This window comes from Achromobacter seleniivolatilans (assembly GCF_030864005.1).
In the GTDB taxonomy this organism is placed as follows: domain Bacteria; phylum Pseudomonadota; class Gammaproteobacteria; order Burkholderiales; family Burkholderiaceae_B; genus Achromobacter; species Achromobacter seleniivolatilans.
This window is the reverse complement of the sequence record NZ_CP132976.1, coordinates 2,459,087-2,480,704: the sequence shown is the minus strand read 5'-3', so window position 1 is coordinate 2,480,704 and position 21,618 is coordinate 2,459,087. Positions and strand designations below refer to the sequence as shown.

The 21,618-nt window shown below is 62.3% G+C and carries 19 protein-coding genes; 8 read left to right on the top strand and 11 right to left on the bottom strand.

The features are described from left to right. Positions 1–3 precede the first annotated feature (3 nt). The gene (locus RAS12_RS10920; RefSeq protein ID WP_306948174.1) at positions 4–861 is read left to right on the top strand and encodes an SUMF1/EgtB/PvdO family nonheme iron enzyme; all 858 of its coding nucleotides are present in this window, start codon (positions 4–6) and stop codon (positions 859–861) included. Here the strand turns inward: RAS12_RS10920 and RAS12_RS10915 are convergent. Beyond that, complete coding sequence (locus tag RAS12_RS10915; protein WP_306948172.1) at positions 858–1,640, bottom strand: Crp/Fnr family transcriptional regulator; 783 nt, start codon at positions 1,638–1,640, stop codon at positions 858–860. The two genes, RAS12_RS10920 and RAS12_RS10915, sit on opposite strands and share 4 nt — an antisense overlap. 187 nt (positions 1,641–1,827) lie before the next feature. On the opposite strand from RAS12_RS10915, the gene nirK reads away from it, so the two are divergent. The 3 genes from nirK (at position 1,828) to aceE (ending at position 6,138) form a co-directional block, all read left to right on the top strand. Then, positions 1,828–2,910 carry a copper-containing nitrite reductase gene (gene nirK / locus RAS12_RS10910; RefSeq protein ID WP_306948171.1) on the top strand — a complete coding sequence of 361 codons (1,083 nt, stop codon included), beginning with the start codon at positions 1,828–1,830 and terminating at the stop codon, positions 2,908–2,910. An 83-nt stretch (positions 2,911–2,993) separates the two neighbouring features. Continuing rightward, complete coding sequence (locus RAS12_RS10905; protein ID WP_306948169.1) at positions 2,994–3,320, top strand: c-type cytochrome; 327 nt, start codon at positions 2,994–2,996, stop codon at positions 3,318–3,320. Between the two features lie 154 nt (positions 3,321–3,474). Next, entirely contained in the window at positions 3,475–6,138 is a 2,664-nt protein-coding gene (aceE, locus tag RAS12_RS10900; protein ID WP_306948167.1) for a pyruvate dehydrogenase (acetyl-transferring), homodimeric type, read from the top strand. 35 nt (positions 6,139–6,173) lie between these two features. Here aceE and RAS12_RS10895 read toward each other — a convergent pair whose 3' ends face one another. After that, positions 6,174–6,797 (bottom strand): LysE family translocator, encoded by a 624-nt coding sequence (locus RAS12_RS10895; RefSeq protein ID WP_306948166.1) that lies wholly within the window; start codon positions 6,795–6,797, stop codon positions 6,174–6,176. 169 nt (positions 6,798–6,966) lie between these two features. On the opposite strand from RAS12_RS10895, the gene gorA reads away from it, so the two are divergent. Further along, positions 6,967–8,325: a glutathione-disulfide reductase gene (gene gorA, locus RAS12_RS10890; RefSeq protein WP_306948164.1), complete on the top strand. Its 1,359-nt coding sequence runs from the start codon at positions 6,967–6,969 to the stop codon at positions 8,323–8,325. A gap of 18 nt (positions 8,326–8,343) precedes the next feature. Here the strand turns inward: gorA and RAS12_RS10885 are convergent, their stop codons facing one another. Next, positions 8,344–9,171, bottom strand: a complete 828-nt coding sequence (locus RAS12_RS10885; RefSeq protein WP_306948162.1) for a DUF72 domain-containing protein — start codon at positions 9,169–9,171, stop codon at positions 8,344–8,346. 149 nt (positions 9,172–9,320) lie between these two features. Here RAS12_RS10885 and RAS12_RS10880 point away from each other — a divergent pair, with 149 nt between their 5' ends. Beyond that, positions 9,321–9,953: a LysE family translocator gene (locus RAS12_RS10880; protein ID WP_306948160.1), complete on the top strand. Its 633-nt coding sequence runs from the start codon at positions 9,321–9,323 to the stop codon at positions 9,951–9,953. Further along, complete coding sequence (locus RAS12_RS10875) at positions 9,953–10,249, top strand: hypothetical protein (protein ID WP_306948158.1); 297 nt, start codon at positions 9,953–9,955, stop codon at positions 10,247–10,249. The genes RAS12_RS10880 and RAS12_RS10875 overlap by 1 nt, the downstream gene beginning before the upstream one ends. A gap of 61 nt (positions 10,250–10,310) precedes the next feature. Here RAS12_RS10875 and RAS12_RS10870 read toward each other — a convergent pair whose 3' ends face one another. The 7 genes from RAS12_RS10870 to RAS12_RS10840 form a co-directional block, all read right to left on the bottom strand. Then, positions 10,311–11,318, bottom strand: coding sequence for a porin (locus tag RAS12_RS10870; protein ID WP_306948156.1), 1,008 nt, complete (start codon positions 11,316–11,318; stop codon positions 10,311–10,313). 108 nt (positions 11,319–11,426) lie between these two features. Beyond that, positions 11,427–13,349 (bottom strand): CocE/NonD family hydrolase, encoded by a 1,923-nt coding sequence (locus RAS12_RS10865; protein WP_306948154.1) that lies wholly within the window; start codon positions 13,347–13,349, stop codon positions 11,427–11,429. After that, on the bottom strand, positions 13,346–14,929 hold the full coding sequence (locus tag RAS12_RS10860) for an ABC transporter substrate-binding protein (RefSeq protein ID WP_306948152.1): 1,584 nt from the start codon (positions 14,927–14,929) through the stop codon (positions 13,346–13,348). The genes RAS12_RS10865 and RAS12_RS10860 overlap by 4 nt, the downstream gene beginning before the upstream one ends. A gap of 32 nt (positions 14,930–14,961) precedes the next feature. Further along, positions 14,962–15,966, bottom strand: coding sequence for an ABC transporter ATP-binding protein (locus RAS12_RS10855; RefSeq protein WP_306948150.1), 1,005 nt, complete (start codon positions 15,964–15,966; stop codon positions 14,962–14,964). Next, the gene (locus tag RAS12_RS10850) at positions 15,963–16,946 is read right to left on the bottom strand and encodes an ABC transporter ATP-binding protein (RefSeq protein ID WP_306948148.1); all 984 of its coding nucleotides are present in this window, start codon (positions 16,944–16,946) and stop codon (positions 15,963–15,965) included. The genes RAS12_RS10855 and RAS12_RS10850 overlap by 4 nt, the downstream gene beginning before the upstream one ends. Before the next feature lie 8 nt (positions 16,947–16,954). Continuing rightward, entirely contained in the window at positions 16,955–17,863 is a 909-nt protein-coding gene (locus tag RAS12_RS10845; protein WP_306948147.1) for an ABC transporter permease, read from the bottom strand. Then, positions 17,860–18,834: an ABC transporter permease gene (locus tag RAS12_RS10840; RefSeq protein ID WP_306948145.1), complete on the bottom strand. Its 975-nt coding sequence runs from the start codon at positions 18,832–18,834 to the stop codon at positions 17,860–17,862. Before RAS12_RS10840 ends, RAS12_RS10845 begins: the two co-directional genes overlap by 4 nt. Before the next feature lie 266 nt (positions 18,835–19,100). Here RAS12_RS10840 and RAS12_RS10835 point away from each other — a divergent pair, with 266 nt between their 5' ends. Further along, positions 19,101–20,111, top strand: coding sequence for a LysR family transcriptional regulator (locus RAS12_RS10835; RefSeq protein WP_306948143.1), 1,011 nt, complete (start codon positions 19,101–19,103; stop codon positions 20,109–20,111). On the opposite strand, the gene pdxR is transcribed toward RAS12_RS10835, so the two are convergent. After that, the gene (gene pdxR, locus RAS12_RS10830; protein WP_306948141.1) at positions 20,065–21,570 is read right to left on the bottom strand and encodes a MocR-like pyridoxine biosynthesis transcription factor PdxR; all 1,506 of its coding nucleotides are present in this window, start codon (positions 21,568–21,570) and stop codon (positions 20,065–20,067) included. The two genes, RAS12_RS10835 and pdxR, sit on opposite strands and share 47 nt — an antisense overlap. Positions 21,571–21,618: the final 48 nt, after the last annotated feature.

Below are 21,618 nucleotides of genomic sequence, written 5' to 3'. Positions count from 1 at the left end.
TGTATGCGTTCCCAACTGATCGTTTCGGCATCGTTGCTGTTGACTGCTTGCGGGCCCGGAGATCGGGCCCGCCTTGCATTGCCGGAACTGACCCGGCTGCCGCCGGGCGAAGTGCGTTATGTGCCACCAGGCGAGGCGCTGCGTAACGGCTATCCGGTCACGCCTGCGCCCAAGCTTGTGCGCTATCCCAATGGCTTTTCCATCATGACGCGGCAGGTCAGCCAGGCCGACTATGCCGCGTGCGTAGGCGCCGGCGGATGCAAACCGCTGGATGCGGCGCAACGCCAGGCATCCAACGCTACTCTGCCAGCCTCTGGCATCAGTTGGACTGACGCCACCGCCTACGCTGCCTGGTTGTCAGCGGGTACCGGACGCCGGTTTCGTCTTCCCGCCTATGCGGAATGGGTCTATGCGGCGGGCGAGGCCTACCAGGAAGCCGCCGTCGCTTCATTTCCGGACAGCACTGACCCCGCCCAGCGCTGGCTGGCCGAGTACGAACAGCAAAGCGCCCGGGGCGAACAGGCGGATACCGCGCTGCGTCCGTTCGGCGGATACGGTGTCAACACGGCAGGGTTGAAGGACATGGCGGGCAGCGTGTGGGATTGGACCGAAGATTGCCATGAGCGCCGCGAGTTGAGTGTGTCGGCAGCCGTCTCTGCAAACACCGCGCCGCCTGGCGCACCTGCGTCTTCGGCGGACGAGGCCGCTGGCCGAAACTGCGGCATACGCGTGGCGGCGGGCCGGCACATTGCCTATCTGCCTGACTTCATCCGCGACCCCAAGGGCGGGGCCTGCTCGGTGGGCATTCCGCCCGCCAATCTGGGTGTGCGACTGGTGCTGGACGAAGACCCTATTTCCTAATGCGTGGCCAAGACCGGAATGGACGTTTCCATTGCGGGTGAGCCATCGCGGCAGGACAAACAGGCGGCGCAATCCATGGGCGGCGGTGTGTGCTCACACAAGCGGGCCAGCGCGGCGGGCGATCGCAGCACAATGCGTTTGCGGCCACTGGCCACGATGCCGCGCTGCTTCCAGTCGCTAAGCAGCCGGCTGACCGTGTGCAAAGTGGTGCCCGTCATTTCGGCGATGTCTTGGCGCGTGATGGGAAAGCCGACGTCGATGCCGTCGTGCGTGGGGCGGCCGGATTGATTGATCAGCCGCAAAAGCGTGCGAGCCACGCGCTGTTCGACCTCGTCGTTGGACAGCTCTTGAATCCGCTGGTGCGCATCCTGCAACCGATGCCCCATGGTTTGCAGCGCGATGGCGCCCAACTGCGGATGGCTGGCAGTAAATGGCGTCCAGGCCGCCGCAGGCCACGCCAGGCACAGGCTTTCCTGCACCGCCTGCACCGTAGCGGGATAACAGGTCTGCCCCATGGCGCAGGCCAGCCCGAACATATCGCCCGGGTTGACGTAACGCACGATGATCTGCTCGCCTTCGGGCGTCACTTGGCTCACCTTCAAGAAACCTTGCAGCAGTACAAAAAAGTGCGCGCCGGGGGCGCCCTGCACATAGGCCAAAGCCCCCGCTTCAAGCCGGCACGGCGCGGCGCCGTGCAGCGCGGTCTCCAGCTGTGCATCGGACAAGGGCCTGAACAGATCCAGGTTGCGCAACAGGGCGTGGCATAGCGGCGACGGCATGGTGATCCGTGTAGAGGCGTGGATAAGGTTTCCACGGCTTGATGTTGACACCTGGGCCTGTCACTGACAATGCGCGCATCTGCTCTGCTTGATCCGAAGTTTGCGCTACAGCAAAGAACGCAAGATGCGCTGCGCCTTCAATAGGGGTGCCGACAGACTCGGCATGAAACCGAAAGAGGAGTAGCACATGAACGCGTTGCGCCCCACCTTGCTTGCCGCGGCGTTGATTTTCACGTTCGCAGGCGGGCTGGCTTCCGCCCAGAATGCCGACCAGTTGCCGCGCGCCAAAGTCACGCTGGTTGCCCCGCCCATGATCCACCAGCATGAGCAGGTGGCCAGTTCGGGTCCGAAGGTGATCGAATTTGTCATGACCATCGAAGAAAAGAAGATGGTGATCGACAGCAAGGGCACCACCTTGCAGGCCATGACGTTCAACGGGTCCATGCCGGGCCCGACGCTGGTCGTGCATGAAGGCGACTACGTGGAACTGACGCTGGTCAACCCCGCCAGCAACGCGATGCCGCACAACGTGGATTTCCATGCGGCGACCGGCGCGCTGGGCGGGGCGAAGCTGACGAATGTGAATCCAGGCGAACAGGCCACCCTGCGCTTCAAGGCTGATCGCAGCGGCACGTTTGTCTACCACTGTGCGCCTGAAGGCATGGTGGCATGGCACGTGGTGTCGGGCATGAGCGGCACGCTGATGGTGCTGCCGCGCGATGGCTTGAAAGATCCGCAGGGCAAGCCGCTGCACTATGACAAGGCATACACCATCGGCGAATTCGATTTGTACATACCCAAAGATGAAAAGGGTAAATACAAGGACTACGCGACGCTGGCCGAAAGCTATGGCGACACGGTGGAAGTGATGCGCAAGCTCACGCCGTCGCACATCGTTTTCAACGGCAAGGTCGGTGCGCTGACGGGCGACAACGCGCTGACAGCGAAGGTGGGCGAGACGGTGTTGTTGATTCACTCGCAGGCCAATCGGGATACGCGGCCGCACTTGATCGGCGGCCATGGCGACTGGGTCTGGGAGACCGGCAAGTTCGGCAACCCGCCTGAAAAGAACCTGGAAACCTGGTTCATCCGGGGCGGTTCCGCGGGTGCTGCGCTCTACACCTTCAAGCAGCCCGGCGTCTATGCGTACCTGAACCACAACCTGATTGAAGCCTTCGAGCTGGGTGCAGCAGGACACATCAAGGTCGAAGGCAAGTGGAATGACGACCTGATGAAGCAGATCAAAGCGCCGGGTCCGATCCCGCGCTGAGGCCCATCGGCAAGACGCGAGGCTTGCGTCTTGCCGCAACCGCTACCCGCTATTTCTTCCCTATTTTGCAGCGAGCCATCGCCATGACCATTCTTGTCCAAACTGCGTTTGCGATCGTCCTGGCCGTTTTTCCCATCTCTCAGGCAGGGGCCGACACGGCGGCGTCCATCAATCCCGCTGGCGAAAAACTCTACAAGTCTGCCTGTGTCGTTTGCCATGCCAGCGGCGTTGCCAACGCGCCCCGGTTGGGCGACAAGCAGGCCTGGACGCCGTTGATCGCGCAGGGCGAAGACGGCATGTTGGCAACCGTGATGAAGGGCAAGGGCGCCATGCCTCCGCGTGGCGGCTCGTCTGCCGACGAGGCCACCTTGCGGGCCGCCGTGCAATACATGATGGGCGAGGCCAGATAAAGACGCGGCATGACTGCCGGATAGTTGCACTTGCAATTGTTCGCGAACCTCCATACGATTGCAATTGCACATGATGCAATTGCAATTCACGATGTGAAATGGCGCCGCTGGTTTTTACCCCGGCCGCCGCACACACGCCCAAAGGAGGACGCCCATGGACACCCCGATCGACCGGATCGATGCCGACCCGCAGGAAACTCAGGAATGGCTGGAAGCCATGCAGGCCGTGCTGGCCCACGAAGGCCTGCCGCGCACGCACTATTTGCTAGACCAGTTGATCAACCAGGACCGCGCGACGGCGGGCGGTTATGTGGCGCCCGGCGCCACGCCTTACGTGAACACCATCGCGCCCGCAGACCAAGGCGCATTTCCGGGTGACGCAGGCATTGAATTGCGGTTGGATGCGTACCTGCGCTGGAACGCGATGGCCATGGTGTTGCGCGCCGGCAAGACTTCGGGCGTGGGCGGCCATATCGCTACCTACGCGTCCGCCACGACGTTGTATGAAACGGGCTATCGCCATTTCTTTCGCGCCGCCACGCCGGAATTCCTGGGCGACATGCTGTACATCCAGGGGCATTCCGCGCCTGGCATCTACGCGCGCGCCTATCTGGAAGGGCGTATTTCGGAGTCCGAGCTGGACCGTTTCCGGCGCGAGATCGGAGGCGGCGGCCTGGCGTCCTACCCGCATCCCCGCACCATGCCGTCGTTCTGGCAATTTCCCACGGTGTCGATGGGGCTGGGGCCGCTGATGGCCGCTTACCAGGCGCGCTACACCCGCTATCTGGAAGACCGCGAGCTGATCCCGGCGCAAGGGCGCAAGGTGTGGGGTTTTCTAGGTGATGGCGAACAGGATCAGCCCGAAACACTGGCAGCCGTGGCAATGGCAGGCCGCGAAAAACTGGACAACCTGATCTTCGTGGTCAATTGCAATTTGCAGCGCCTGGACGGCCCGGTGCGAGGCAACGCCAAGATCATCCAGGAACTGGAACGCGTGTATCGCGGCGCGGGATGGAATGTCATCAAAGTGATCTGGGGCGCGGGCTGGGATGCGCTCTTGGCACAAGACCATGACGGCCGCCTGCGCCAGCGCATGATGCAGTGTGTGGACGGCGAGTATCAGGTGTTCAAGGCGCGCGGCGGCGCCTATGTGCGTGAACATTTTTTTGGCGCGGACCCGGTTCTGCTGGAACGCGTGGCGCACCTGTCCGACGACGAGATCGGCGCGCTGAACCGTGGCGGCCACGACCCCGCCAAGGTCTACGCCGCGTATGCCGCCGCCGTGGCGCATCGCGGCCAGCCCACCGTGATTCTGGCCAAAACGGTCAAGGGTTACGGCATGGGCGCGGCGGGCGAGGCCGCCAACACCAATCACCAGCAAAAGAAGATGGCTGACCCGGCCGTGCGTGCATTCCGCGACCGATTCGCCATTGCCGTGCCCGATGATCAGCTGGAACAGATTCCGTATATAAAGCCTGCGCCCGGTAGCGCCGAACAGGCGTATTTCGACGCTGCTATCGCCCGGGCAGGCGGCCATCTGCCCCGGCGTCCGGCTGGCCCCGGACCCTTGGCGACACCCGCGCTGGACGCCTTTGCCGCGCACCTGAAAGGAAGCGACGGGCGTGAGTTCTCAACCACCATGGCGTTCGTGCGGGTGCTGGCCCAACTGCTGAAAGACCCGGTCATCGGCCAACGCGTGATTCCCATCGTGCCGGATGAGTCGCGCACGTTTGGCATGGACGGCATGTTCCGGCAGGTGGGCATCTACTCCCATGTGGGCCAGCTCTACACGCCGCAGGACGCTGACCAGCTCAGTGTTTACCGTGAAGACCAGAAGGGCCAGATTCTGCAGGAAGGCATTAACGAATCCGGCGCCATGTCGTCGTGGATCGCGGCGGCAACGGCGCACAGCACGCACGGCATCGCGACCATTCCGTTCTACATCTTCTATTCGATGTTCGGTTTTCAGCGCGTAGGCGACCTGGCCTGGGCGGCGGGTGACATCCGCGCGCGCGGTTTCCTGCTGGGCGCCACATCGGGGCGTACCACGCTAGAGGGTGAAGGGCTTCAGCATGATGACGGCCACAGCCATGTGCTGGCCTCGGTCATTCCGTCATGCCGCGCCTACGACCCGGCCTACGCGTACGAGATCGCGGTGATCGTGCAGGACGGCATGCGCCGCATGTACCAGGAGGAAGAGGACGTCTTTTATTACCTGACCTTGATCAACGAGAAAACCGCGCACCCAGCCATGCCCGAAGGCGCAGAAGACGGCATCCTGCAAGGCATGTATCGCTTACGCGCCGGCGCGCCCGGCGCATTGCGCGTGCAGTTGCTGGGCAGCGGCGCGATCCTGCGGGAAACGCTGGCGGCGGCCGATCTGCTGCAACAGGACTTTGGCGTGTCGGCCGATGTCTGGAGCGTGACCAGCTATTCGGAGCTGGGCCGTGACGGGCACGAGGCTGAACGCTGGAGCCGCTTGCATCCGCTGGAAGATGCGCGCATGGGGTTTGCAGAATGCAGTCTGGCCGGCAGCAGCGGGCCGGTGGTTGCGGCCACCGACTATATGCGGACAGTGCCTGAGCAGATTCGTCCCTTCATGGCGGGCCGCCGCTACGTGACGCTGGGCACGGATGGCTTTGGCCGTTCTGACACGCGCCAGTCGCTGCGCGCTTTCTTTGAAGTGGACTGCCACCACATCGTGCTGGCCGCATTGAAGGCCTTGGCTGATGACGGGCTGATCGACCGCGCTTGCGCGGCCGATGCGATTTCCCGCTACCGTCTCGACCCAGAGGCCGTATCCGCAGCACGGCCCTGAGGATGAATCAGACCCGGCGCGTCAGACCCGGTGCGTCAGACCCGGCGAGCCAGCATGGCCCAAACGCCGGCTGCGGACAGCATGGCGCCGCCGCCCAGGTTGAAGCCGCGTTGCGCCCGGGGCGAGGCCAGCAGCCGGCGGGCAGAACCCGCAAACACGGCATAGGCAGCGGCATTGATGCCGGCGCAGGCGACAAAGGTGGCCGACAGCATCCAGAGCTGCCGCGTCACGTCGCCGGCCGGGTCAATGAATTGGGGCAGAAAGGCCACAAAGAAGATCATGCCCTTGGGGTTCAGCGCCGTCACCAGATAGGTGTTGGCAAACAGCTTCCAGCGCGAGCCGACGGCTTCGGTTTTGGGCAGCGTGGCGGGTGAGACGCCAGCGCGCAGCAGCTTGATGCCCAAGTACAGCAAGTACAGCCCGCCCGCAGTTTTCACAACCGTGAACCAAAATGCCGAGGTGGCCAGTAGCGCGCCCAGTCCCAGCAGGGACAGTACCAGCGCAGTTGAGTCGCCCAGCGCCACGGCCAGCACCAAGGGCAGCCGCGCGGATTTGCCGTGCGTAATCGAATAGCTGATGACGGTAAGAATGGTGGGGCCGGGCAACATCACCAGCAGGGCGGACGCGCCTAGAAAGGCCAGCCAGGTTTCAAGCGACATAGGAAAGCTCCATTGGCAAAAGGCGGCCGCAACGCGGCCCTGCCGCAGACTGTAGGGCAATTGCCGTGGTTTGAGTATGCCGTCTAAAGGGCCTAGCCGCCGGGTAGTGTTAAATACAACTTTCCCGGACAGTGAGCGCGGGCCGTTACGGCCACGCGAAGGAAACATCATGGCATTCGATTTTGATCTGTTTGTGATCGGCGCAGGCTCGGGCGGCGTGCGTGCGGCCCGTTTTGCAGCAGGTTTTGGCGCGCGCGTCGCGGTGGCTGAAAGCCGTTATTTGGGCGGCACCTGCGTCAACGTGGGCTGCGTACCCAAAAAGCTGCTGGTTTATGGCGCCCACTACAGCGAAGACTTCGAACAGGCGCAGGGTTTCGGCTGGACTGCCGGCAAACCCTCGTTTGACTGGCCGGCGCTGATCGCCAACAAGAATCGCGAGATCGAGCGTCTTAACGGCATTTACCGGAATTTGCTGGTCAATAGCGGTGTGACGCTGTTGGAAGGCCATGCGCGCATCGTGGACCCGCATACGGTGGAGATCAATGGCAAGCGCCATAGCGCCGCCAATATTCTGGTGGCGACTGGCGGTTGGCCGCAGGTGCCTGACATTCCTGGCAAGGAACACGCGATCACGTCGAACGAAGCCTTCTTTCTGGCTGAATTGCCGCGCCGCGTGCTGGTCGTGGGCGGCGGCTATATCGCGGTGGAATTCGCCTCGATTTTCAATGGCATGGGCGCGCAGACCGTCCAGGCCTATCGCGGTCCGCTGTTCCTGCGCGGTTTCGATCAAGGCGTGCGCGAACATCTGCGCGACGAACTGGTCAAGAAAGGCATCGACCTGCGCTTTAACACCGAAGTCACGCGGATCGACAAGCAAGCCGACGGCACGTTTGCCGCCACGCTGAAAGACGGCTCCGTCATCGAAACCGATTGCGTGTTCTACGCCACCGGACGCCGTCCGATGCTGGACAACCTGGGGCTGGAAAACACCGGCGTCAAGTTCAACAAAGACGGCTTTATCCAGGTCGATGACGAATACCGCACTGCCGAACCGTCCATTCTGGCCATCGGCGATGTGATCGGGCGCGTGCCGTTGACGCCGGTGGCGCTGGCCGAAGGCATGGCCGTGGCCCGCCGCTTGTTCCGTCCCGAGGAATACCGCAAGGTGGACTACAAGCTGATTCCGACGGCAGTGTTCAGTCTGCCGAATATCGGTACGGTGGGCATGACGACGGAAGAGGCGCGCGAGGCCGGGCACGAGGTCAAGCTTTTCGAAAGCCGCTTCCGCCCCATGAAGCTGACGCTCACCGAGTCGCAGGAAAAAACGCTGATGAAGCTGATCGTGGATGCCAAAACGGATCGCGTGCTGGGCGTGCACATGGTCGGCCCCGACGCCGGTGAAATCGTGCAGGGCATTGCGATTGCGCTGAAGGCAGGCGCTACCAAGCAGGTGTTTGACGACACCATCGGTATCCACCCCACGGCTGCCGAAGAGTTCGTGACGCTGCGCACGCCGGTCGCACAATAAGCTGGCGGGTATCGGCCGCTACAGGCGGTCGATCATGGCGCGCGCCGCAGCTGGCGCGCGTTCTTTTGCGCCATTGATGAAGAAGGCGTAAACGTCTTGCGGGTGCGCGGCGGCTGGCCGGCCTGTGCTGACACGGGCAAGGTCAGCGGGGTCGGCGCCGCGCGCCCAGATGCGCAGGCGCTCCGCCCAGGCATCCAGCACTTTTGGCGCATAACCCGCTTTGAACGCCGTGCTGGCGCGCATCAGCCGGGCATAGACAAAATCCGCCGTGCGATCCGCAATCGATGGATAGTCTTCGCTATCGGTGTAAACGGTGGCCGCGTTATGGAGGCGGGCCAGCGACAGGTATTCTTCGCAAGCAAAGCTGGGATGGCGCACATCCAGCACATGGCGCAAGGGCAGGCCGTCCACCTGCTCGGGCAGCAGCGACAGAAAAGCCCCAAAATCCTGTTCGTTAAATGTCTTGGCAGGCGCGAACTGCCAGACAATCGGCCCCAGCTTCGGCCCGAGTTCGCCAATGCCGCTATGCACAAAGCGCAGGATCGCATCCTTGGCGCCCGCCAATTCGCGGCGATTGGTCGCGTAGCGGGATGCCTTTAATGAAAATACAAAACCGTCCGGCGTTTCGTCCCGCCACTTGGCAAAGGTGGCCGGTTTCTGCGTGCTGTAATAGGTGCCGTTGATCTCGATGGCGCTCATCTGCTGGCTGGCATACTCCAGTTCGCGCGCGTGGGGCAGACCCTCTGGATAGAATGGGCCGCGCCAGGGCGCATAGGTCCACCCTCCGATCCCAACCCGGATCTGAGCGGGCTTTTCCACCGGGGACGGATGACGGCGTTGCGGCATGACCAGACGCTCCTTACAGGCGAACGGAGTAACTGTATCGCCGGCGCCACTAGCCGGTAAACCCCCAAGAAAATTCCGCTGTTCCGGTACAGATTTGAGATAACGTACTCGCATCCACTCCGACTTTGTCCGGCGCCCGCCGGCTCATCATGCCTGACCTGACCCACTTGCTGACGTTCGCCCTGGTTGCTCTGGGTATGGTGCTTACCCCCGGGCCCAACATGATTTACCTGGTTTCGCGCTCTATCTCACAAGGCCCCCAGGCCGGCCTGATCTCTCTGGGCGGCGTCGCAGTCGGATTCATTTTCTACGTTTTCTGTGCGGCGTTCGGCATCACGGCACTGCTGCTGACGGTGCCCGTTGCCTATGACGCGCTGCGTATCGGCGGCGCTCTGTATCTGCTGTACATGGCCTGGCAGGCAGTTCGTCCGGGCGGCAGCTCTCCGTTTGTCGTGCGTGAGCTGCCCAAGAGCAGCGCTCGCACGCTGTTCTCGATGGGATTGGTCACCAATCTGCTGAACCCCAAGGTCGCGGTGATGTATGTGTCGCTGCTGCCTCAATTCATTCAGCCGGATCATGGCAGTGTGTTCACCCAGTCGCTCGCATTGGGGCTGACGCAGGTGTCGGTCAGCCTGTCGGTCAACGCCGTGATTGCCATTACGGCCGGGTCGATCGCCGGTTTCCTGGCGGGCCGCCCGCTGTGGATGGTGATCCAGCGCTGGCTGATGGGCACGGTGCTGGCCGGTCTGGCCGTGCGAATGATTATGGACACGCGCCGCTGATGCATACAGAAGACGGCTTTTTCGCGTCGCTGGGCGGCATGCTCGGCGAAGCGCTGCGTGGCGTAGTTGCCGGCATCAAGTGGTTGCTGGGCGGTTTGGGCGGCGCCTTGGGCGATTTCTATTCAGGCTTGGCCGGCGCGATGGGCATGAACCCATCCATCTTCAATTTCGTCCTGCTGGTGCTTGGCTTGATGTTCCTGTGGGGCGCGGTCAAAGCAATATTGCGCCGCTCTATCCTGGGTTTCATTTTCTGGTTATTCCTGGCCGTGCTCGTCCTGGGCGGTCTGGTCAATTAAGCGCTTTTCCCAGGAAAGTGTTGACGGGCAAGGTGTAGTGCCGTGCCCGTCCTTCAACGGTTTAGAACATATGCCGTATTCCGACGGAGTTTTGCAGCGTATGTGATGCTCGGATGTCCACCCGGTTGGTGTACGCGTACAGATTGGTGCGCTTGGACAGGTTGTACTGGTAACCCAGCGCCCAGCCGGTGATATCCGAACTCGTGGCTCGTTGATACGACGCTAGCAGTGAGCCTGACTTCCCGGCCGGTATGCTGACGCCTCCGATGAACGAATTCACGCGGTCATAGCCAGCTGACGGCCCTGCGTTGGCGTTGCGCAGATTGCCGTAGGTGGCGTGGACCTTGATCCACTCAAAATCGTAAGAACCAGCCACTTGCAGATTGGTGGTGACCTTTTTATTGGATTGCGTGGCGTTGGGATTCAGGCGTTCATACGTAAGGGCTGTGGCGACGGGCCCTTTGGTATAGCGCAGGCCGGCCGTCAGGACGCGGTCGTGTGCGTCGGTTGCGAAGGCGTCGCGGTCGTTGGCTTCAAAGCTGTAGCCCAAGCCGGCTTGCAGGCCATTCATGTTGGGCGTGGTGTAGAAAACGGCATTGTTGACGCGGCCGCCCGAGCCAAAATCTCCATCGTTATAGCCCAGGCTGACGTTGTTGGACCCCTGGCCCCAGCCGCTGCCAAATGGCGATCCTACGGCAGCCCATTCAAATCCGTAGACCCACTGACGGCCCAGACGCACTTCGCCGAAGCCGCCCGCCAAGCCCACGTAGGCCCATCGTCCAAACATCCGGCCTTGCGCCTGCATGCCGTTGTTGGCGGTAAAGCCGCTTTCCAAACGGAATACCGCCTTGTAGCCATTGCCCAGGTCTTCCACCCCGCGCAGCCCCCAGCGCGATCCCGACTGGTTGCCGCTTTTTTGACGCAGGCTGGATTCGCCGTTCTTGCGTTCGTAGGTGGTGCCCAGGTCCACCAGGCCGTACAAGGTGACGGCGCTTGTGTCCGCAGCTTGCGCCGGATTCAAGCAGGACAGCGCGAGTGCGGCGCCTAATGTGCTGCGGTGTTTGATCATTCTTTTCACAAAGGGTCCCCCTGGAAGTGATGGAAACGATGGATGAAAACCATCCGGCCGCCGGCGCAAGGCGCAGGCAGCGGCGGGTAAAACAACGGTTGGCGGCGTTTAGCTGGACATGTCGTTGACCGCAAGAGGCGTCAGCGTTTGGGGCTCGGCCAGGCAAATCGTGATGTGTGACGCATGCTGCGGCGAGAGATGCAGCGTGTTTAGTGCGATGCGCTTTTCCCGAGCATCGGAGGCTGTTTCGCCGCTATTGGGGTTGACGTCGTACTTGGGGAAGTTGCTGCTGGCGATATCCAGCCGGATGCGATGGCCGCGCTTGAACAGGTTGCAGGTGGCAAACGGTTCGATCGTAATTTCGTAGATTTTTGCGGGTTGCAAAGGGCTGGCGCGTTCCCAGGATTCGTGAAATCGGCAGCGGAAAATGCCGTCCGTCAGGTTCAGTGCATACCCTTGCGGATCGCTTTCGCTTGGCGGATAAACGTCAATCAACTTCGCCGTGAAATCCGTGTCCGGGCAGTCGGACGAGACGAACAACTTCACCGTGACCGGGCCGACAACGGCCACGTCGCGCACAAGCGGAGTGGTCTGAAACACCACGACGTCGGCGCGTGACGACAAGGGCAGCCCTGGTTGCTGCACGCCGAAGAATCGCGAGTCCTCCCGCTGGTCAAAGCCACCGCCTTCGAATACAGGCTGGCCCGATGTTAGCGAGCCGCCGATGGTGGGTACGGGCAGGCGGGGATCAGACTGGTAGCTGATATGGGCGTCAGGCAGTGATGAAGGCGTTTCGGAAAGACGGCCGTCCGCGTGCAGGTATAACGGCGTAGCCGTTGCCTGCGGCACAGGCCAGGCATCTGCCTGCACCCACTGGCCGCCATGCTCGAACCGGCCATCCGGGTCGCGACGGCCGCTGCCGCCGCCCATCAGAAATAGCCGGGCGGCGGGGCCAGAGGCATCAGACGCTTGCGCGGCCGGTTTGCCTTGCAACCATTGCCGGAACCACGCCAGGCGAAAATCCAGCCAACTGGCCGCCACATTACCGTCAAATGCGGCGGCCGGGCCAAACTCGGCGTCACCGCTATGGGTGATATTGCGATCGCCATGCAGCCACGGGCCCATGATGAGTTGTACGGGGGCTTGCCTGCCTGCTGTCAGCGCGTCGTAGTTTTCCATCGTGCTGCGAACGTAAGCGTCGTACCAGCTGGACATCAGCACTACGGGTATGTCGGGGATGGCGTCGTAATAGCCTTCCGCGTAAATGCCCAGCTGGCGCCAGGCGTCGCCGAAGGTATCGGCGCGCCATTGCTCGAACAGATAGTCCTCGTACTCAGGTACTGGCGATAGCGGTGAGTGACCCGGGCGCCAAGGCATACGCGAAAACCACTGCCGAATGTCTTGCGCTTCCAGCGCCGCCAGCACCAATGGGTCGTGTTGCGCGGCTGGGCTGAGTTTTGCCTGCTTGAATGCCCAGGTCGCTTGCTTCAGTTCGAACGCGCCCGATTGGCGGATACCGCATTGATAGCCGTTGGAAAATCCGCCAGAGTCCAACACCATGCAGGTCAGACCGGGAGGGTTCAGGCAGGCAAGGGCCAACTGTGTATGGGCGGCGTAGGACAGGCCCATGGTGCCGATCTTGCCATTGCACCACGGCTGCTCGACGATCCAGGCCAGCGTATCGAATCCGTCGGGGCCTTCGGACAGATATTTGGTGAAGTGGCCTTCGGACCCATAGCGGCCGCGGCAGTCCTGGAACACGACGGCAAAGCCGTGTTGAACGAAATGGCGTGCGATCTCGGGGCGCGGCACACCCAGCCGTTCGCCCAGCTGTTCAGAACGCGAGACTTCGGCCTTGCCGTAAGGCGTGCGTTCAAGGATGACGGGCAGGGGAGCGTCCACGCCGATGCGGTAGCCTGCGGGCAGATGCACATCCGTGGCCAGACGAATGCCGTCGCGCGTGAGGACCATACGGTCCGCCAGCACCTGAGCGGAGCAAGGTGCAGTAAGGGTGTCGACGGGGGGCGTCATTTTGCTTCCTGTATGTACAGCATGGACGTGCGTTCCAGCTTGTTGGCGTGCATCACCGTGCCGTTTCGCGCGCCCCAGAAGGCCACGGGAAAATACAGCGGCACGATGCCGACGTCGTTAAAGCCGGCTTCAGCAGCCCGGCGCAACAGAGCGTCGCGTTTTTCGGGGTCGAATTCCTGCGAGGCCTGGCTTAAGAACCGGTCCAGTTCGGGGTTGGAATAGCGCGAACGGTTGAAGGCGCCGGTGCCCGCTGCCTTGTCGTAAGTGGCCAGCACATTGGTCAGCCCGTTGGACGAATCGGCCGTGTTGTTGCCATAAGAGAAGATGAAGGCGCTGTATTGCTGCTTGCCGCTAGCACCCGCGTAGACGTTGTAGGGTTGCGTGACCACCCCATTGATGCGCACACCGGCGCGAGCCATCATTTGCGCCAAGGCTTGCGCCAGATCGCTGTCGCCCGCGAAGCGGTCATTGGACGAGTGCAGGGTCAGTCCGAAACCTTTCGGATAGCCCGCCTGGGCCAGCAAGGCGCGGGCGCCTTCCAGGTCATAGGCGGGCGCTGGCAGGCTGGACGCATAGCCGCCCAGACCCTCAGGCACCATCTGACCGGCGGGCACGCCGGCCCCGCTGAGTAGGCGGGTGGTGATGGGCTCGCGCATGAACATTTTCGAAATCGCCTGGCGAACGCGCACGTCTTTGAGCGGGTTGGCACGCATCGGCTTGCCGTCGGCGTCAGTCACGAAGGGACTGATGTCGCGCGACGAATCCAGTGCCAGGTAGATCAGCCGTGCCGATGGCGACTGATACAGCGTATAGCCAGGCTTGTCCTTCAGGTTTTTGGCGTCGGTAGGCGGCACGCTGTCTATCAGGTCAACCGACCCGGACAGCAACGCCGAGATACGCGCCGCGTCGTTGGCGATATAGCGGATCAACACGCGGTCAAAATCGGGCCTGCGGCCCCAATAGTGCTCGTTGCGCTCCAGTTCCAGGCTATCGCCAGGCTGCCAACGCAGGAATTTGTACGGGCCGGTGCCCACCGCCGCCTTGCCAGAGTTGAAATCTTCGGACCGTTTTCCCTCAGCGGCACGGCGCGACAGCATATAAACCAGACCGATCTGCTCCATGAAGTCGGGCGTGGGCGCCTTGGTGCGGATGCGCAAGGTCAAGGGATCTACCACGTCGATGTGCGCTATGGAGCGTACGGCGCCGGTGAAGGGGGCAGGGCTGTTGGGCACCTTGGGCGCGCGCCCCAGCGAGAACACCACGTCCTCCGCTGTGAATGGCGTGTCATCGTGGAAGGTCACGCCCGGCCGCAACTTGATTTCCCAGAGTGTCGGTTCCAGGGTTCTCCAGGCAAGGGCCAGCCCCGGACGCGTCTGCATGTTTGGGTCGGTGGAAACCAAGCGTTCAAAGATGTTCTCGGCCGCGGCCTGGTTATTGCCCGTGCGTGAAAAAAGCGGATCGATGGAAGACGGTTCGCTCGAATGGCCGATGGTCAGCAGCGGGCGCGCCAGGGAGCTGGCCGAGGAGGCGGCCAGGGCCAGGGCAAGCAGGCCGCGCAACAACAGGGATTGGGGTGTCATGGCAAGAGGAATCCTTTGATTCGCGGGACGTTTCATGCCTGCCCGTCAAGTAGATGGCATGCGGCCTGGTGGCCGGAGGCAACGGCTTGCAGTGCGGGAGCCTGTGTCTTGCACTGGGCGATCGCGCGCGGGCAGCGAGGATGAAAATGACAGCCGGCCGGCGGATTTAATGGGGAAGGAATCTCGCCCGTGATGGCATGAAAGCGCCGCTTGCGATTCGACAAACGCGGTACTTCCTCCAGCAGCGCCTGCGTATAAGGATGGCGAGGCGTTGTGAAGACCTCGGCTGTGGGGCCGGATTCCACGATGCGGCCGAGATACATGATGACGGTGCGGTCGCTGATGCGCTGAACCACGCCCAGGTCATGGCTGATGAACAGGTAGGTCAGACCAAGATCCTGGCGCAGGTCCATGAACAAATTCAAAATCTGCGCTTGGATGGAGACATCGAGCGCTGCGATGGATTCATCGCAAATCAGGAATTCGGGTTTCACAGCCAAGGCGCGGCCGATGCCGATACGTTGGCGCTGCCCGCCCGAGAACTGATGCGGAAAGCGGTTGCGGTAGTCGGGGTCCAGGCCCACGCGACGCATGACGTCGATCACGTAGTTGTCATAGTCGCCCCGAGCGATGATGCGGTTGGCCAATGGGGCTTCACCGATGATGTCGCGTACCCGTTTGCGCGGATTCAGCGACGACATCGGGTCTTGAAAGATCATCTGCGTGGCCATGCGCTGGGTGTGAGCGGCCCGCCCGGTCAGGCTGCGCAACTCGCCCGCGGGTGTCTGGATGGACCCCGAGGTGGCGGGCAAGATGCCTGCCAACACACGGCCCAGGGTGGACTTTCCGCAGCCCGATTCGCCCACCAATCCCACGACTTCGCCTTGATGGATGGTGAGGTCGACGCGATCCACCGCGTGGACGGTGTGGGAATTCACGGTGGCGCCTAGCCAGCCCGCCAGGCGCTCGGCGTAATCAGGTCGTTTGACGAACAAGCGCGATACTTGGCGGGCTTGCATCAGGATCGGCGCGTTCACAAGAGGGCTCCTGTCTGGGGGTGAAAGCACCGGTGTGTGCGGTTGCCGTCGGCAGCGATGGGCGGCTGTTCGCTGCGGCAGCGGTCGGTCGCGTGCGCGCAGCGGGGATTGAAGGCGCAGCCAGCGGGCAGAGCCAACGGCGACGGCGCCATGCCGGGAATCTGATATAGACGGTCACCCATGTGTTCATTGCTGGGCACCGAACCGATCAGGCCGATGGTGTAAGGATGCTGCGGATAGTCCAGGATGCTGTCGGTGTCTCCTGACTCCACCACGCGCCCTGCGTACATGACGCAGACGCGGTCCGCCAGCCCGGCCACAACTGCCAGGTCATGACTGACCCAGACCATGGCTGTTCCGGTTTCGGCGCAGAGCTTTTGCATTTCAGCCAGGATCTGCGCTTGGATGGTCACGTCCAGCGCGGTTGTGGGTTCGTCGGCGATGATCAGGTCCGGCTTGTGCAGCATAGCGATCGCAATGGCCACGCGTTGGCGCATGCCGCCCGACAACTGATGCGGATAGGCTTTCAATCGTTCGGCTGGCGACGGTATGCCGACCGCCGCCAAGGTGTCGCGCGCCCGCGCCCATGCCGCTTTGTGGCTGCAACGTTCATGCGTGCGAACGGTTTCGATCATTTGGGTTTCGATGCGGAAAACCGGGTTCAACGTCATCATGGGGTCCTGAAACACCATGGCGATACGATTGCCGCGCAGCTGCCGCAACTCTTGCCTGGTCAGGGTCGCCAGGTCAGTGCCTTTGAACAGGATTTGCCCGCAGTCGATGCGGCCCGGCGGGTCGATCAAACCGAGTATTGAGAAGCCGGTGATGGATTTTCCAGAGCCTGATTCGCCCACCAGACCCAGGATTTCTCCTGGATGGACATCAAAGCTCACGTCATCGACTGCGCGCACCACGCCCGCCCTGGTGTGAAACCAGGTACGCAGGTTGCGCACAGAAAGCGTAGGAGTTGGTGAAGTCATAAGGCTTCCTATTTCTGCAGGCGCGGGTTCAGCGCCTCGCGGACACGGTCGCCCACGATGTTCATGGTGAAGACCACGGTCAGCAGCAACACGCCAGGGAACACGCTGATCCAGTACAGGCCGGCCAACATCTGCTGGTAGCCGTTTGCAATCAGCAAGCCCAGCGACGGTTCGGTGACGGGCAGACCAATGCCCAGAAAGCTCAGCGTGGCCTCGGCGGCGATCGCGTTGGCCGTTTGAATCATTGCAATGACGATGACTGGCGGGATGCAGTTGGGCAGCAGTTGCGAGAACAGCGCCCGGCGGTGGCTCAGGCCCAGGCACAGCGCGGCTTCCATGTATTCCTTGCGGCGTTCGACGACAGCGGTGGCGCGCACGGCGCGTGCAAAGTAGGCCCATTGCACAACCACCAGCGCCAGGATCACCTTGTCTACGCCTTGGCCCAGAATAGCCAGCATCATCAGCGCGACGAGAATGGTGGGAAAGCCCAGCATCAGGTCCACCAGACGCATGATCAACGCATCGATACGGCCGCCGAAATAGGCGGCGGTCAGTCCCAGGACGGTGCCTACGGCCATGGCAAACAGTCCGCTCAACACGCCCACGCTCAAGCTTGTGCGCAAGCCATACATCATGGCCGACAGCATGTCGCGTCCTTGGGCGTCGGTGCCCGCCCAATACATATCGCCATAGACGCCCTGGCTGCCAGGCGCCATTCGGCCGTCCAGAATGGTGATGGCTGCCAGGTCGTAGGGGTTCTGGGGCGCGATCCACGGAGCCAGAATGGCGGCCAGTACCAGCAGCAGGAAGATTGCGGCGGCGATGGTGGCGGGGCGGCTGTCCAGCACGCCATGCACGGCCTGACCGAATGTGGTGTCGCGACTGGGCAGGCCAATCTTCAACGAGCGGTTCTTCATTCGGAAGCTCCCACGCGGACGCGGGGGTCCAGGACGGAATAAATGATGTCCACCAGCAGGTTCAGCACGATGAACATGGTGACAACGATCAGCAGATAGGCGACCACAACGGGGCGGTCCAGCTTCATGATGCTGTCGATGATCAGTTTGCCGACGCCTGGCCAAGCGAATATGGTTTCGGTCACCGTGGCGAATGCAATCAGCGACCCGAACTCCATGCCCACGACCGTCACAATCGGGATCATGATGTTCTTGAGCACATGTATGAAGATCACGCGCGACTCTCGCAGACCCTTGGCGCGTGCGAATTTCACGTAGTCCAATGGCATCGTTTCGCGTACGCCGCTGCGGGTCAGGCGCACGATCAGCGCGATCTTGAACAGCGCCAGATTCAGTGCGGGCAGGATCAGGTGGCGGATGCCATCCCAAGAGGCCAGGCTTGAGCGCATGCCTAACAGTTCGCCCGTGGGGCCGCGACCGGTCGATGGCAACCAGCCCAGCGTCACCGAGAAGATCAGCACCAGCATGATGCCCTGCCAGAAATTCGGCAGGCTGAATCCCAGAATAGATCCCGCCATGATGCTGCGGTCCAGCGCCGAGTCCGGCTTCAATCCGGCGACGAGCCCCAGCGGCAAACCAATGATCAGCGCCAACAGCAACGCAACGAATGCCAGCTCAAGGGTGGCGGGCAGGCGTTGCAGAATGAGCTGGATGGCGGGCTGATTGAAGACAAAGGAATTTCCCAGATCACCGTGCAGCGCGTTCCCAACGAATTTCAAATACTGCTGATACAGGGGTAAATCAAGCCCCAGCGAACTGACGGCCTGCGCGATTTCAGCTTGCGACGCGTCGGCGGGCACCAGGATCTCGATGGGGTCACCGATGGCGTAGACGCCGGCAAACACAATCAGCGAGGTCAGCGCCAGTATCACAATGCTCTGGCAGAGCCGACGGATAATGAAGGCGGTCATGGCGAGTGGCGGCGACAGGAATCACGAAAGGGTGGGGTGCGCATCTGGAGCTCCTTGCCGAAGCAGATCGGCGGTATCGCGTATTGATTACGGGTTCGTGAATAGCGAGAATCCGGGTTGACCGAATGTTCTATTCATCGCGCAAGGCTGGCAACCGTATGTGAAGCGCGCATGCGGCTATGTGATTTGAGAGAGATTTGGTGTTAACCCTAGTGCGGGTGGCCATGGCCTGCCGCACTGCGCGACACCGTAACCCCAAGAGACAAATGAACTTCAAACAGCTAGAGGCTTTTCTTGCCTTCATGACCGCAGGTTCCACCATCGAGGCGGCGCAGCGGCTTGGCACGTCCCAACCCGCTATCAGCCGTTTGTTGAGCCAGTTTGAGCAAGACTTGGGCGTGCAACTGTTCGTGCGCAGAAAGGGGCGCTTGCATCCAACCAACGAGGCCGAGGCGTTGCTGCCGGATGTGCAGAACATGATTGCGGATGCGGAGTCTCTGCATCGCCATGTGAACCAGTTGCGGCTGGGTGGTTTGCGTCGCACGCTGATTCGTGTGCAGTTGCCCAGCACGGTCGCGCAGACGGTCATGCCACAGGTGGCCGAGGTATTTCTGTCTGATTTTCCCGATGTGGCTTTGGAGGTTCTGGTGGGCACCTACGAAACCAGCGAGGCCGCGGTGCTGGGCCGCGAGGCCGACGTCGCGCTGGTGCGGTCGCCACCCATGAATTCCGGTCTGAGCATGGTGTTGCGGCTGGCCACCGAGGCCGTGTGCATTCTGCCCCCGGATCACCCCCTGCTGGTGCAAGAGACCATCTCGTCTGCCGACCTGATCGGCGAAGACCTGGTGCTGCTGGGACGCCAGCGCTCATTGCGTCACCAGATTGACCAGGTGTTTCGGCAGGTGCGCATGATGCCGCAGATACGCGCTGAGGTGCATTCCGTGGAAATGGCTTGCAGACTGGTCGCGCGCGGACTGGGTGTATCGATTGTGAACGGCTTGTTTGCACATCTGTGCCGCGACATGGGCATTCAGTGCCGTCCGTTCCGCCCGCAGATCGACTATTACCTGGGTATGGCCACGCTTGGCGGGCAGGCGCCGCATCCGCTGGTGCCGGAATTGACACGGCGAATTCTGCAAGCGATGTTGGAACGAGCAGGCGCTGGGGTGTTTCAGGTTTTGCCGTTGGAGCCGGACGAAGGGACTGGCAGCGCAGACTCCAATGCGGCTGTCAGCGTATTTTCGGCAGCTGCCGGGCCACGTCACGAATCCGGCTGATCAAGGCCGGAAACCGCTCGCCTGCGGTGTTCCCATACCCAATCACCAAACCATTGTCTTCCGCCAGCGGCGTCGTTGCGAACGTCGACAAGGGGCTTGGATTCATGCCTAGCTGGCGAGCCCGTTCCACGATTGCGGTGTCGCTGAACTCGGGCGGCAGGCGCACCGTCAGATGCAGGCCGCTGTGGCCGCCCAACACCTCGTGGTCTATTTCCAGATAGGTGGCCAACGCGTCGCGCAAAGCGCTTTGACGCTCGCGGTAGAGGCGCCGCATGCGGCCCAGGTGGCGCGAAAACTGGCCGTTTTCGATGAATGCGGCCATGGTCAGCTGTTCCAGCCGGTGGCCGCCGCGCAGCAATTCAATCACCGACGGCATGGCTTGCGACGATATCGCTTCGGGCAGCACCAGAAAACCCAGCCGCAGGGCAGGGAACATCGTTTTGCTGAACGTGCCGACATACAGCACGGGCGCATCGGGCAGCAGCCCCTGCATCGCGGCGATGGGTTCGCCCTGGTGGCGGAATTCGCTGTCGTAGTCGTCTTCAATGATCCAGGCGCCGGCCCGGCGCGCGCGTTCGATCAAATCCAGGCGGCGAGTCACCGATAGCACGGCGCCGGTGGGGTATTGGTGCGACGGAGTCGTCTGGATCAGACGGGGCGGGTATTTTTGCCAGGCCTCTTCGGGGATGACGATGCCGTCGGCGTCCACCCGCATGGCCACGACGTTCAGGTCGCCGGCATGGAACGCCGCCTTGGCGCCACGGTAGCCGGGGTCTTCCAGCCAGGCCGTGTCGCCGGGATTGGTCAGCAGTTGCACGCACAGGGCCAGCGCGCCCTGAGCGCCTTCGGTGATGACGATGCGCGACGCATCGCAGCGCACCCCGCGGGACACGCGCAGGTACTGCGCGATGGCCTCGCGCAACGCGGGTTCACCCACCGGATGCCCATAACCCAGCGTGGTGGCGGGGGCAGCTTGCAGCGCCCGGTCTTGCGCCCGGCGCCAGGCGTTGATGGGGAACTGGGTCAACGCCGGCGTGCCCGGGGTCATCGGCAGCGAGCCATCGTGCGGGTAGCGCGTGGACAGAATGCGCGACAGCCGCTTGGCTGTGAACGAGGGGGGCGCGGGCGCAGACTCGGCGCGTTTTGCCGCGTGGCTGGCGCTGGCTGATAGTGGGGCCACGCGAGTGCCTTGGCGGTCGGCAATGACATATCCCTCGGCCGTCAATTGTTCGTAGGCGATGAGCACCGTGTTGCGCGAGATGTCCAGGTCTTCGGACAAGGCGCGGGATGACGGCAGCTTGCCTCCGGCCGGCAACTGCCCCGCTAGAATGGCTTGCTTTAAACGTTGGATCAGTTGGCGCTGGCGGGGCAGCGCACCCGGACCGCGCGCGAGCGGGCTGGTCAGCAGGGCGGCATTGTCCGTAGGAAGGCCGGGCGCGGCCGGGGTGGCATCAATCATGGCCCTATTAATTCTAAGGATCGTGGTGCTTTTTATGATGCCACGATT

Excerpts from the sequence above, each read along its gene's own strand:
- RAS12_RS10920 (WP_306948174.1), top strand. The coding sequence starts at position 4 with ATGCGTTCCCAACTGATCGTTTCGGCATCGTTGCTGTTGACTGCTTGC.
- RAS12_RS10915 (WP_306948172.1), bottom strand. The coding sequence starts at position 1,640 with ATGCCGTCGCCGCTATGCCACGCCCTGTTGCGCAACCTGGATCTGTTC.
- nirK (WP_306948171.1), top strand. The coding sequence starts at position 1,828 with ATGAACGCGTTGCGCCCCACCTTGCTTGCCGCGGCGTTGATTTTCACG.
- RAS12_RS10905 (WP_306948169.1), top strand. The coding sequence starts at position 2,994 with ATGACCATTCTTGTCCAAACTGCGTTTGCGATCGTCCTGGCCGTTTTT.
- aceE (WP_306948167.1), top strand. The coding sequence starts at position 3,475 with ATGGACACCCCGATCGACCGGATCGATGCCGACCCGCAGGAAACTCAG.
- RAS12_RS10895 (WP_306948166.1), bottom strand. The coding sequence starts at position 6,797 with ATGTCGCTTGAAACCTGGCTGGCCTTTCTAGGCGCGTCCGCCCTGCTG.
- gorA (WP_306948164.1), top strand. The coding sequence starts at position 6,967 with ATGGCATTCGATTTTGATCTGTTTGTGATCGGCGCAGGCTCGGGCGGC.
- RAS12_RS10885 (WP_306948162.1), bottom strand. The coding sequence starts at position 9,171 with ATGCCGCAACGCCGTCATCCGTCCCCGGTGGAAAAGCCCGCTCAGATC.
- RAS12_RS10880 (WP_306948160.1), top strand. The coding sequence starts at position 9,321 with ATGCCTGACCTGACCCACTTGCTGACGTTCGCCCTGGTTGCTCTGGGT.
- RAS12_RS10875 (WP_306948158.1), top strand. The coding sequence starts at position 9,953 with ATGCATACAGAAGACGGCTTTTTCGCGTCGCTGGGCGGCATGCTCGGC.
- RAS12_RS10870 (WP_306948156.1), bottom strand. The coding sequence starts at position 11,318 with ATGATCAAACACCGCAGCACATTAGGCGCCGCACTCGCGCTGTCCTGC.
- RAS12_RS10865 (WP_306948154.1), bottom strand. The coding sequence starts at position 13,349 with ATGACGCCCCCCGTCGACACCCTTACTGCACCTTGCTCCGCTCAGGTG.
- RAS12_RS10860 (WP_306948152.1), bottom strand. The coding sequence starts at position 14,929 with ATGACACCCCAATCCCTGTTGTTGCGCGGCCTGCTTGCCCTGGCCCTG.
- RAS12_RS10850 (WP_306948148.1), bottom strand. The coding sequence starts at position 16,946 with ATGACTTCACCAACTCCTACGCTTTCTGTGCGCAACCTGCGTACCTGG.
- RAS12_RS10845 (WP_306948147.1), bottom strand. The coding sequence starts at position 17,863 with ATGAAGAACCGCTCGTTGAAGATTGGCCTGCCCAGTCGCGACACCACA.
- RAS12_RS10840 (WP_306948145.1), bottom strand. The coding sequence starts at position 18,834 with ATGACCGCCTTCATTATCCGTCGGCTCTGCCAGAGCATTGTGATACTG.
- RAS12_RS10835 (WP_306948143.1), top strand. The coding sequence starts at position 19,101 with ATGAACTTCAAACAGCTAGAGGCTTTTCTTGCCTTCATGACCGCAGGT.
- pdxR (WP_306948141.1), bottom strand. The coding sequence starts at position 21,570 with ATGATTGATGCCACCCCGGCCGCGCCCGGCCTTCCTACGGACAATGCC.